The sequence below is a fragment of the uncultured Paracoccus sp. genome, from assembly GCF_937873615.1.
Taxonomy (GTDB): domain Bacteria; phylum Pseudomonadota; class Alphaproteobacteria; order Rhodobacterales; family Rhodobacteraceae; genus Paracoccus.
Map to the genome: position 1 here is coordinate 16,787 of NZ_CALMYP010000023.1, position 11,691 is coordinate 28,477.

At 67.0% G+C, this 11,691-nt stretch carries 9 protein-coding genes; 3 read left to right on the plus strand and 6 right to left on the minus strand.

Going from position 1 to position 11,691, the window contains the following annotated elements; all coding sequences use genetic code 11:
• Positions 1 to 4: 4 nt before the first annotated feature.
• Genes Q0330_RS07090 through Q0330_RS07105 form a run of 4 tightly spaced genes read right to left on the minus strand, consistent with a single transcriptional unit; the run spans position 5 to position 6,084 of the window.
• The gene (locus Q0330_RS07090; RefSeq protein WP_299476529.1) at positions 5 to 1,747 is read right to left on the minus strand and encodes a biotin carboxylase N-terminal domain-containing protein; all 1,743 of its coding nucleotides are present in this window, start codon (positions 1,745 to 1,747) and stop codon (positions 5 to 7) included.
• Positions 1,744 to 3,324 (minus strand): 5-oxoprolinase/urea amidolyase family protein, encoded by a 1,581-nt coding sequence (locus tag Q0330_RS07095; RefSeq protein ID WP_299476532.1) that lies wholly within the window; start codon positions 3,322 to 3,324, stop codon positions 1,744 to 1,746. Before Q0330_RS07095 ends, Q0330_RS07090 begins: the two co-directional genes overlap by 4 nt.
• Entirely contained in the window at positions 3,321 to 4,073 is a 753-nt protein-coding gene (locus tag Q0330_RS07100; RefSeq protein WP_299476535.1) for a 5-oxoprolinase subunit PxpA, read from the minus strand. Before Q0330_RS07100 ends, Q0330_RS07095 begins: the two co-directional genes overlap by 4 nt.
• A gap of 37 nt (positions 4,074 to 4,110) precedes the next feature.
• Positions 4,111 to 6,084 carry a bifunctional 2',3'-cyclic-nucleotide 2'-phosphodiesterase/3'-nucleotidase gene (locus tag Q0330_RS07105; protein ID WP_299476538.1) on the minus strand — a complete coding sequence of 658 codons (1,974 nt, stop codon included), beginning with the start codon at positions 6,082 to 6,084 and terminating at the stop codon, positions 4,111 to 4,113.
• A gap of 210 nt (positions 6,085 to 6,294) precedes the next feature.
• Here Q0330_RS07105 and Q0330_RS07110 point away from each other — a divergent pair, with 210 nt between their 5' ends.
• The gene (locus Q0330_RS07110; protein ID WP_299476541.1) at positions 6,295 to 7,494 is read left to right on the plus strand and encodes an alpha-hydroxy acid oxidase; all 1,200 of its coding nucleotides are present in this window, start codon (positions 6,295 to 6,297) and stop codon (positions 7,492 to 7,494) included.
• Here the strand turns inward: Q0330_RS07110 and Q0330_RS07115 are convergent.
• Together Q0330_RS07115 and Q0330_RS07120 are read right to left on the minus strand one after the other, a co-directional pair.
• Complete coding sequence (locus Q0330_RS07115) at positions 7,491 to 8,354, minus strand: dienelactone hydrolase family protein (RefSeq protein WP_299476544.1); 864 nt, start codon at positions 8,352 to 8,354, stop codon at positions 7,491 to 7,493. The two genes, Q0330_RS07110 and Q0330_RS07115, sit on opposite strands and share 4 nt — an antisense overlap.
• Positions 8,312 to 10,135, minus strand: a complete 1,824-nt coding sequence (locus Q0330_RS07120; RefSeq protein WP_299476547.1) for an alpha/beta-hydrolase family protein — start codon at positions 10,133 to 10,135, stop codon at positions 8,312 to 8,314. The genes Q0330_RS07115 and Q0330_RS07120 overlap by 43 nt, the downstream gene beginning before the upstream one ends.
• Before the next feature lie 51 nt (positions 10,136 to 10,186).
• Here Q0330_RS07120 and Q0330_RS07125 point away from each other — a divergent pair, with 51 nt between their 5' ends.
• Both Q0330_RS07125 and Q0330_RS07130 read left to right on the plus strand, forming a co-directional pair.
• Positions 10,187 to 11,293 carry an AI-2E family transporter gene (locus Q0330_RS07125; RefSeq protein ID WP_299476550.1) on the plus strand — a complete coding sequence of 369 codons (1,107 nt, stop codon included), beginning with the start codon at positions 10,187 to 10,189 and terminating at the stop codon, positions 11,291 to 11,293.
• A gap of 43 nt (positions 11,294 to 11,336) precedes the next feature.
• Positions 11,337 to 11,690, plus strand: a complete 354-nt coding sequence (locus tag Q0330_RS07130) for a potassium channel family protein (RefSeq protein WP_299476553.1) — start codon at positions 11,337 to 11,339, stop codon at positions 11,688 to 11,690.
• The last annotated feature ends 1 nt before the right edge of the window (position 11,691 follow it).

An 11,691-nucleotide genomic window follows, 5' to 3' on the forward strand; every position in this document is an offset into this window, starting at 1 on the left:
GCTGTCAGCCTGCCGCGATTTCGGCCAGCAACGCGCCTTCGGCCAATTCCTCGCCGGGCTGTATGCGCTGACGGAGCACGCCCGCCTTTTCTGCGGTCAGCGTCATCTCCATCTTCATCGCCTCGATCACCGCGACGGGCTGACCCCCGGCCACGGTCTCGCCATCCGCGACCAGCCAGCGGGTCAATGTGCCCGCGACCGGGGCACGCAGACCATCCGCCGCTTCCGTCGCGGGTTGTGCCAAGCCGATATGCGGTGCCGGAGCCGATGCGCCAAGCGCCCCCGCCAGCCGGCCAAGCGCGCCTGCCGACAGGCCCAGATCGCGGCGTTCCCCGTCGATCTCGACCGGCAGGCGCAGCACGCTGTCCTCCGCCTCGGGGACGCGCAGCGCGGCGTCCAGATCGGCGGCGAAATCGGTCTCGATCCAGCGGGTATGGACGGTGAAGGGGGCGGTGCCGTTGAAGTCCGGCGCCTCGATCACGGCGCGGGCGAAGGGCAGGACCGAGGCCACGCCCTCGATGCGGAATTCGGCCAAGGCGCGGCGGGCGCGGGCAATGGCGGTTGCGCGATCAGGTCCGGTCACGATCAGCTTTGCCATCAGCGAATCGAAGGCCCCGGCGACGGTGCTGCCGGTCTCGACCCCGCTGTCCAGCCTTATGCCGGGACCGCCGGGGGGCGAGAAGCGGGTGATCCGGCCCGGCGTGGGCAGAAAGCCCCGGCCCGGATCCTCGGCATTTATTCGGAATTCGATGGCGTGACCCATGGGCGCGGGCATGGCGTCGATCTGCAGCGGAAGGCCTTCGGCAATGCGGAACTGTTCGATCACCAGGTCGATGCCGGTTACGGCCTCGGTCACCGGATGTTCGACCTGTAACCTCGTATTGACCTCAAGAAAGCTCAGCATTCCATCGGCGCCGAGCAGGAATTCGACCGTGCCCGCGCCGGTATAGCCGGCCTCGGCGCAGATATCATGGGCAGAGGTGGCGATCCGTTCGGCCAGCTCGTCGGGCAGGAAGGGGGCCGGTGCCTCCTCGACCAGTTTCTGGTTGCGGCGCTGAAGGGAACAGTCGCGCAGGCCCACGACCACGACATTCCCATGCCGATCGGCCAGCACCTGCGCCTCGATATGACGGGGCCGGTCGAGGAAGCGTTCGACATAGCAGGCGCCATTGCCGAAGGCGGTCCGGGCCTCGCTGGCGGCGGCGGCGAAAAGTTCGTCGATCTCGGCCGTCTCGCGGACCACGCGCATCCCCCTGCCCCCGCCCCCGGCCGAGGCCTTGATGGCAACGGGCAAGCCGTGTTCGGCCACGAAGGCGCGGATCTCGTCGCCACCCCTGACCGGGCCGTCGCTGCCGGGCACCAGCGGCGCGCCGACCTTGCGGGCGATTTCGCGTGCGGCGATCTTGTCGCCAAGGCGCGCGATGGCCTCGGGCGAGGGGCCGATCCAGATCAGCCCGGCATCGGCGACGGCCCGCGCGAATTCGGCACTTTCGGACAGGAAGCCATAGCCCGGATGCACCGCATCCGCGCCGGCGCGGCGGGCGATATCCAGTAATGCGGGGATATTCAGATAGGTCTCGGCCGGGGTCTTGCCGGGCAGCGCATAAGCCGCATCGGCAAGGCGCAGGTAAGGTGCATCCGCATCCGCATCGGCATAGACCGCCACCGCGCCGATGCCGTGATCCCGGCAGGCGCGGATCACCCGCAGCGCGATTTCTCCGCGGTTGGCGATCAGGACGTTCTTCATCTGGATACCTCGGGTCGGTCAGGCGGGATTGCGGCGAAGGGAATGCGGGGGCGGAAACGCAGCCGGGCGCCGGGCGGAACCTGCGCGGCAAGGTCGAGGTGATCGGCGGCCACGGTGGCAATCACCGGATAGCCGCCGGTCAGCGGGTGATCGGGCAGGAACAGCACCGGCTGGCCGGAATGCGGCACCTGGATCGCGCCGGTCATGGTCGCCTCGCTTGGCAATTCGCGGCTGTCATTGCGATGCAGGGGCGTGCCTTCCAGCCGCTTGCCGATCCGGCTGGATCGTGGCGTGACCAGCCAGTCCTGCGCGGTGAACAGCGCCAGAGTCTCGGGCGGAAACCAGTCGGCGCGCGGTCCGGGGATGACATCGACGACGATCAGCGCGCCGGGCTTGGGCAGCAGCGGCATCGGCTCGACCGGCCCGAGCGCCTGCGCCGGGCCATTCGCCAGCCCGATCCAGCCGCCCGCGCGCAGCGCCTCCGGCCCGATATGGGCCAGCGTATCGGTGGCGGCGCTGCCCAGAACCGGGGTCACGTCAAAACCGCCACGCGCGCCGAGATAGCTGTAGCAGCCATTGCGGGGCGCGCCGATGGCGATCTCGTCACCGGCATCGACGGGGATGGGGCAATGGGTGGCGAAGCCTGGGCCGCCATTGACCGTGATCTGCCGGTCGGCACCGGTCACGGCAAGGGTGCAGACCCGGCTCGCACGCAGTTTCAGCGGCCCGGCCCCGATCTCGACCGCTGCCGTGCCAGCGGGATTGCCAAGCAGCCGGTTCAGCGCCCGGAACGCCCCCATATCCGCCGCACCGGATGCCGCGACCCCTTGCGCCAGTTGCGACAGCCGCCCGGCATCCTGAAACAGCGCCGGAAAAGGGGCCGAGACGATGTCCAGCCTTGCCTCTGGCGCGGCTGCGTCCGGTGCAGGGCTGGCCGGACGGGGCGCACTGAGGTTCCGGCCAGTATGGGGGACGAAGCGCACCAAATCGCCGGGCGCGATCCGTGCCGGCGGGCTGCGCGACAGGTCCCACATCGGCATCGGCGTCGTGCCGATGATCTGCCAGCCGCCGGGGCTTTGCTGGGGATAGACGCCGCTGAATTCGCCCGCCAACGCCACGGATCCCGCCGGGATCGCCGTGCGCGGGCTTTGTCGGCGCGGCACCGCCAGCACCGGATCTCCGCCGGTCAGGTAACAGAAGCCGGGCGCGAAGCCGGTGAAGGCCGCCCGCCACGGGGTATCGGCATGGCGCCGGATCACCTCGGCCTCCGAGAGCCCGGTCAGCGCGGCAACCTCGGCCAGATCCTGACCGTCATAGATGACCGGGATGTCGACCTCGCGACCGCCGCCCTCGGGCCGGGCCGAAAGATCGCGCCCGGCGATCTCTGCGGCCAGCCGCTCTGCCGTGGTCAAATGGCGGTCGAAGGTCACCGCCAGCGTGCGCGCCGCCGGGACCAGTTCGATCACACCGGGGGGCAGATCGGCACCGAGGCTCGCAAACAGCGCCAGCACCGCGTCGAGATCCGCCAGTTCGACCAGCAGGGCCGTATCGCCGGCGGGCAGGAAGCGGGGGGTCATGGGGCGATGGGGGCAAGCGGGATGCCCTCGGCATCGAAAAGCTCGCGAATCCGCCGGGCCATCAGCACAGCGCCGGGGCTGTCGCCATGGACGCAGATCGATTCTGCGTCGACGCGGATGTCCTGCCCGTCCACGGCGCGGATGGTGCCCTCTCGGGCGAAGCGCAACATGCGGCGGGCGACCTCCTCGGGGTCGTGCAGAACCGCGCCCGGCGACCGGCGCGAGACCAATTGGCCGTCGGGTTGATAGCCACGGTCGGCAAAGGCCTCGCAGATGACCCGCAACCCGGCCTTGCGGGCAAGGCCTACGATGGGCGATCCGGCAAGCGCCATCATCGGCAGGCCGGGGTCCCAGGCCTTGATCGCGTCGATGACGGCCAAGGCCTGATCGCCGCCCTGGGCGATGGTATTATAGAGCGCGCCATGCGGCTTGACATAGTGCACCGCGCTGCCCGCCGCCCGCGCCAGCCCGTCGAGCGCGCCGATCTGATAGATCACATCCGCCGTCAGTTCCCGCGCCGGGATGTCCATCGGCCGGCGCCCGAAGCCGGCAAGGTCGCGATAGCCGACATGCGCGCCCACCGCGATCTCGCGCGCCGCCGCCAGCCGCAGCGTATCGAGGATGCCCGCCGGATCGCCGGCATGAAAGCCGCAGGCGATATTGGCCGAGGTGACGATCTCCAGCATGGCGGCATCGTCGCCCATCGCCCAGGCGGCGAAGCTTTCGCCCATGTCGCTGTTCAGATCCATCTTTATTCCCCGGCCCTTCCCGCCGATCCTACCGCGATTACAGGGTGATACGGAAGCGGGCAAAGCCGTCCGCGCCGTCGCCGGCAGGTTCGATGGTCAGGGCAGTCATGTCGGCCAGATAATCGGCGGCTTTCGGGCCGGTATCGAACAGCACAGTGGTCCCGTCGAGCGGCGCAAAGGACCAGTTGCCATCGGCCTTGGGGTCGATGGTGCCCTGCTCGACGATATAGCGCACGATGATGTCGCGATTGGTGTCGGGGCCTTCAAAAACGATGGTCGAGCCGTCATTGCCGGGGAAGGTCCCGCCGCCGCCGGCGCGATAGTTGTTGGTGGCGACGATGAACTCGGCCGCTGGGTCGATAGGGGCGCCGTTGAAGGTCAGATCCGTGATCCGGTTCGCGCCTTCGTTCACCACCGCCCCGTCGCTGTCGTATTTGGAAGGCTGCGACAGGTCGATCCGGTAGCTGACCCCGTCGATCACGTCGAAATTATAACTGGGGAAATCGGGATTGAGCAGCAGTTGATCGGCCTCGCCCGGGGTGATCTGGTTGAACATGCCGGCGCTGCGTTCCAGCCAGTCCTTGACCTGCTGGCCGGTGATCTTCACCGCCCGGATCGTGTTCGGATAGAGGTAAAGATCGGCCACGTTCTTGATTGCGAGATCGCCCGCCGGCACATCGGTATAGTAATCCGGGCCGCCGCGACCACCGGCCTTGAAGGGCGCGCCCGCCGACAGGATCGGCAGGCCTTCATTCGCGGTGCCGGCCATCATCTGTTCGATATACCATTTCTGCGCATTGGTGACGATCTGCACGGACGGATCGTCGGCCACGAGCGCGAAATAGCTGTAGAGCGGCGCCGACGTCTTGCCCACGGCCCGGCGGATATAATCCAGCGTCGCCTCGTGTTCCGGCTTCACGCTGTCTTCCACGGACGCCACGCTTTCGACCAGAGGGACGATGCTGCGATCCTCCTTGCGCTCATAGATCGGGCGCGCTTCGGAGGTATGGCCGGCGATCTTCCAGCCCTCGCCGTCGCGTTCCAGCATCAGATCGACCAGCCCCATATGGCTGCCCCAGAAGCCGGCCATGACGGCGGGCTTGCCGGCCAGGGTGCCGGCGGCGATGTCAGCGCCCTCGACGCCTTCGAAATCCGGGCCGGGGAAGACCAGATGCTGATGGCCGGTCAGGACCACGTCCACGCCCTCGACCCCTGCCAGCGCGAGCGAGGCGTTTTCGGCATCCTCCTCCAGCGACTGGGGGGCAATGCCGGAATGGGACAGGGCGATGACCAGATCGACACCCTCGGCGCGCAGCTTCGGCACCCAGGCCTCGGCGGCGGCGAGGATGCCGCGCGTGGTCACCTTGCCTTCCAGATGCTTGCGGTCCCATTGCATGATCTGCGGCGGCACGAAGCCGATCAGCCCGATACGGATCGGGTGGACCTCGCCCGTGCCATCGGTCAAGGCGCGCTCAAGGATCATATAGGGCAGCACCAGGGTTTCATCGGCATCCGGCGTCGCGCCCTCGGTCAGGACCACGTTGCAGCAGACCACCGGATAGTTCGCCCCGGCCAGCGTGTTCTTCAGGAAATCCAGCCCATAGTTGAATTCGTGATTGCCGAGCGTTCCGGCATCGACGCCAACGGTGTTCATGGCGGTGACGATGGGATGCATCTGCCCCTCGGCCATGCCGCGCTCATAGGCGATGTAATCGCCAAGCGGATTGCCCTGCAGGAAATCGCCATTGTCGAGCAGGATCGAGTTCGTGGCCTCGGCCCGGATCGCATCGACCAGTGCGGCCGTGCGGGCCAGTCCGACCGTATCGACCGGCTTGTCGGCGTAATAGTCATAGGGCCAGACATGGACATGCAGATCTGTGGTTTCCATGATCCGCAGATGCGCCTGCCCGGCCTCGGCCCGGGCCGAGAAGGGATGCAGCGCGACCATGCCGACCCCGGCAACCGTGCTGGACAGAAACCCGCGCCGGGTCATCGCGAAGGGGGTGTTCATGGCTTGCTCCTGTTCATGGGCCCAAGGTCTCAGGCTAGCAGCCTGCAATCCGATATCAAGGCCGGGCGGGTCCAAATCGACCCCGGCCCGGATTGTCATCGCCGCCCCGATCCGCAATGCTGCCGGGAATGGCAGCCAGCTTGTCGGAGGGGGAAGAATGATCCTTGCAGCACTGACCGCGTCCCGCACCTGGCCGAAGGGCACGGGCGGATGACGGATCCGGTCTCGATCGCGCGCCGCAAGCCGGTGACGGTGCCGCGCCGGCTGCGCGGGTTCCTCGCGCTCGACGATTTCGAAGGCGCGGCCCGCCGGCTTTTGCCGCGCGCGATCTATGGCTATGTCAGCGGCGGGGTGGAGGATGACACCAGCCTGACGGATAACCGCGCCGCCTTTCAAGGCATCGGCTTTCGGCCCCGCATCCTTCAGGATGTCTCGACCCGCGATCAGCGCACGCGGCTGTTCGATCAGGATTTCGCCATGCCCTTCGGCATCGCCCCCATGGGTTTCAGCGCCGTGGCGGCTTTCGATGGCGATGTCGCGCTGGCAAAGGGCGCGGCAGAGGCGGGCAGTTTCGCCATCTGCTCGGCCGCTTCGGTCACGCCCTTGGAACGTGTCGCCGATGAAGGCGGCAGCCGCTGGTTTCAGGCCTATATCCCCGGCGACGATGCCCGGATCGAGGCCCTGCTGGAGCGGTTGCAGCGCGCCGGTTTTGACCGCCTTGTCGTCACCGGCGACGTGCCCGTGGGCGGCAATCGCGAAAACAACGCCCGCAACGGTTTCGACGCGCCCTTCCGCCTGAGCCCGCAACTGATCTGGCAGGGCATGACGCATCCGAGATGGTCGCTGCTGACGCTTTGCCGCGAGATCGCGACCCGGGGAATGCCGCATTTCGAGAATATGGAGGCGGTGCAGGGCCCGCCGCTGTTTTCGCGCGATCTGGTGCGCTCGACCATCGGGCGCGACCAGTTGAGCTGGACCCATATCCGCCGCATCCGCCAGATTTGGCCGGGCAAGCTGGTGGTGAAGGGGGTGATGCATCCCGACGATGCGCGGGCGGCGCGCGATGCCGGTTGCGACGGGGTGATCGTCTCGAACCACGGCGGGCGACAGTTGGACGGAACCGCAGCGCCGCTCAGGGTGTTGCCGGATGTGCGGGCGGCGGTGCCCGACATGGTGGTGATGTTCGACAGCGGCATCCGGCGCGGCACCGATGTGTTGAAGGCGATCATGCTGGGCGCCGATTTCACCTTCGTGGGCCGCCCCTTCCTTTATGCCGCCGCCACCCATGGCGTGCCGGGCGTAAGCCATGCCGCGAATCTGCTCGGCGAAGAAATCGACCGCGACATGGCGCTTCTGGGCATCACCTCGCCCTTCGATCTGCGCGGCGAGGCGGCGATCCCGCTTGATTAAAGCCCGTGGCGGGTCAGGAAATCCTTGACCTCGACCGTTGCCGCCTCGCGCAGTTCGGGCCGGAATTCCAGTTGCGACAGCGGCGCGCGCTCCTGCTGCTCGAAACCGTGGCCGGCATCTTCGTAAAGCACCACGGTCACATCCGCGCCCAGTGCCGTCAGATCCTCGGCCATGCGCTGACACGCCGGGGTCACCATCAACTCGTCCTTGCCGGCAAGGATCATCAGGATCGGCGGCATCCCGGACCAGTCGCCTTCGGCGGCACCGTTCAGCACCCCGCAATAGGGATAGATCACGATGGCCGCCGCGATGCGCCGATGCAGGGCGTCGGGCGAAACGGGCCATTCGGACAGGCCCGGCGGCAGGTCGCCGGTCATGCTTTGGCGCATGAATTCCAGCACCGACCAGCCGCCATGGGACGCGCCCAGCAGGATCACGTCATTGCTGCCGCTTGTCGCCATGCCGACGGCGATATCGCCCGCGCGTTCCGCCCCCGGCAGAAGCTGCCCCATGCAGAGCAGACGCCAGCTTTCCAGCCGGTCATAGCCGCGCGGCCTGTGGCTGTCGATGATGAGACCCGGATAGCCGCGCGCGGCCAGAATGCCGGCCCAGTAATCCATATTGTCATGCACCCCGTCGCAACCCGACAGCAGCATCGCCCCGGCCTCGGTCAGGGGTGTGTCTGGCGGGACCATGCGCCAGTCATCGGCCAGAAGCTCCAGCCGTTCCTGCGTGGTTTGCGTGTTGATCGCGATCCCGGCCCAGTTGCGCCATGAATTCAGCGCCGCCGCGATCAGCATCGCGGCCAGAACCCCGCTCAGGATCCAGAGCCAGAGCCAGCGTCGTTTCCGTTCCTGCATCCGTGCTGTGCATCCTTGTCGCAGCGCGCCATCAGCCGCGCGGTATCGTCTTCGGTCCAGCCATCCGGTGCGGTCACCGCCAGCCAGGGCCCGATATAGTCATGCGCATAATAGGAATGTCCATGCCCCGAGGGCGCGGACAGCGCGATGGCCATGTCGAGCGCCAGCTGGAACTGCGTCACCACCGGCATGAAGCGCAGATCGGGCGAAACATCCGAGGCCGGCGGCTCGCGCATCCAGGTCGGCGCGCGCCAGAGCGAACTGGGCTGGTAGAAGACGATGGGATCGCTGGAATATTGCAGGAACATCAACCGCATGGAGCCCCAGCCATCGGGCCCGCCGGCGGGTTTGGTATGGCTGGCGAAGCGGAACAGCCGCCCATCCGCCACATCCGGCGCGACATAGGGCGTGTCCGGCTTGCGCCCCGCCATGGCCGAATTCCACAGCGAGGATGGAAAGGGCGGGCCGGCCCAGAAGGCACCGTCGATGGGATCGTCGACAAGGGCCTCCAGATCGGTGCCATACATCGAGGCCCAGGCCCCGAGGCTGAGCCCGTGCATGTAAAGCCGAGGTCGCGCATCTTCGGGAAGATCGCGCCAGTAGCGGTGGATGGTGGTGACAAGCGCGCGCGACTGTTCCAGCCCGGAATCGGTTTCCAGGATCAGCGCCAGCGGCGATTGCAGATAGGAATATTGCACGGCGACCGAGGCGATATCGCCGCCATGCATGTATTCGACCACGTCGAAGCTGCCGGGATCGAGCCAGCCGGTCCCGGTCGGCATGGCGACGATCAGCAGCTTGCGCTCGAAGGCGCCGATGCGCTGCAATTCGGCCAGGGCCAGATCGGCGCGTTCCTGCGCGCTGTCGGCCTGGGCGAGACCGACATAGACCCGCAGCGGCTGCTTTGCCGGGCGGGTGCTGAAATCCTCGATATCGGCGGCATCGAGGCCGGAGGTGACGAAATTGCGCCCCGGCCTGCCCATCGCCCCCCAGTCGATCAGCGAGGCGGCGCTGCCCGACCTCAGGCTGTCGTCGGGCGGCGGCGGGGCGCTTTCGAACAGGTCCTGGGCAACGGTATAGCTTTTGTCGGCAAAGCCCACGAGGCTGTCGACCAGCCCGTCGCGGGTGGTGATGAAGACCAGAAGCCCCACGATCAGCAGCCCGGCGATATTGGCCCGCCGCTCGGGCATATAGCGGTAAAGGCGTTGCCGGGTGCGGTCGAAGATCAGCCGGATCAGCGCCCCGATCATGTAAAGGATGGCGAAGATCAGCGTCGCCAGGGCCAGCATGTGCAGCATCCGAATCGATTCGATCGGCTCCATCCCCATGCGAATGCGGATCGAGTTCTGCCAGGGCACCTCGCGGATCAGCGCCACGATCACCGTCGCCAGCACCGGCAGGCCGACGGCCAGATGACCGATGACAAAGCCCCGCCCGCGCATCAGCGGCAGCGCCATCTGCCGCCAGATCGTCAGCAGAAGCCGCCCGGTCAGATAGCCGAGCGCGGCCACCGTGCCGCCAAGGATGCCCTGCAGCACCCAGCCGCGCGGAATCAGCGAGGGGGTCAGCGAGGCGGCAAAGAACAGCAAGCCCAGGAACAGGGGCAGAAGCGAGATGCCAAGGGGCTTTTTCCAGTCCATCCGATCCATCGCCTGCAATCTCTGCCGGGTCGTCGCCACGGCTTCCGATGTCTTACCCGCTGCGGCGCGATTAGGCGAGAGGGGGCCGGCCCGCCTGCCCGGCGTTGCCCGGCCATGGACCTGCCCGGCGGGGCGTGCCATCCTGTGCCGGAAAGGCCTCGCGCCACCCGCCAGCCCGCAACGGAGGGGCATATGTTCAGCAAATCCGACCCTTTGCGCGGTCTTCTCGGCATCGTCCTGTCGCTTCTGCTGGTGGCCCTTGTCGGGCGCTTCATGGTGGTGGGCAAATCCTTCCTTCTGCCGATCATCATCGCGGTGATCTCGGTCTATGTGCTGGTCGAGGCCAGCGACGCCCTGCGCCGGGTGCCCATTGCGGGCCGCGCACCGGAATGGGCGCGCCGGGCCCTGGTGCTGGTGGGCTTTCTGGTCATCGCCTTCTGGCTGGGCGGGGTGATGATGTCGACGGCCAGTCAGGTCAGCGCCAAGCTGCCGGAATATCAGGCCAATATCGACCGGCTTTATGCCGAGCTTGCGGGCATGGCCGGGCTGTCCGAACTGCCCGATCTCGGCCAGATGCTCGAACGGTTGAGCGCGGCGCTGCCGATCAGCGAAATCGCCAGTGCCGTGCTCGGCTCGATCAGCTCGGCCGCCGGACTGATGTTCATGGTGCTGGTCTATGCCACCTTCCTGATGGGAGAGCGCAGCGGCTTCGCCCACAAGATCGCCGTCGCCCTGCCCGGAGAGCGCGCCCATCGCGCCAGCGCCATCATTGCCGATATCAACGATGCCATCGGCAAGTATATCGCCGTGAAGACGCTGGTGAACGCCATTCTGGGGGTGCTGTCCTATCTGGCGATGCGGGCGCTCGGCGTGGATTTCGCGCTGTTCTGGGCGGTGCTGATCGCGCTTCTGAACTATATTCCCTATGTCGGCTCGCTTCTCGGGGTGGTTTTCCCGGTGGTGTTGAGCATGGCGCAATTCGGCTCGGTCCAGAAGACATTGGTGATCGCGGTGCTGCTGACGGCGGCGCAGATGTGGGTCGGCAATGCGCTGGAGCCGCGCATGGTCGGGCGCCGGATCAACATGTCGCCCTTCGTCGTGCTGGTGGCGCTGGCGCTCTGGTCCTCGATCTGGGGGGCGGCGGGGGCGATCCTGGCCATTCCGCTGACCTCGATCATCGCCATCGTCATGGCCAGCTTCGCCTCGACCCGGCCCTTCGCCATCCTGCTGGCCCAGAATGTCGAGCCGTTCGAGGCCGCCGGCATGGTTGAGCCATGCGACACGAAGGATGTGTCATGACCAGGCTTCCGTCCAAACCTGCACAAGGGCAAGGAGCGTGCGCATGTTGGTGGTGATCCGCGGCGTCGGGCGCGGCGTGAAGGACATGCTGGCCGGGATCCGCCGGGCGTTCTCGACCCGCCGGGTGCGCTATCTGGTGGCGATGACGGCGCTTCTGATCCTGACCGCCGCAACCTTCTATCACTGGATGGAAGGCTGGGGCTGGATCGACGCCTTCTATTTCTCGGTCATCACCATCTCGACCGTCGGCTATGGCGATTTCGCGCCGCAGACCGATATGGGGAAACTGTTCACCATCGCCTATGTGCTTTGCGGGCTGGGACTGTTCGTGACCACGGCCACGGCCATCGGCGACAATATCCTGAAAGGAGCCTGGGATCGGCGCGGCAAGGACTGAG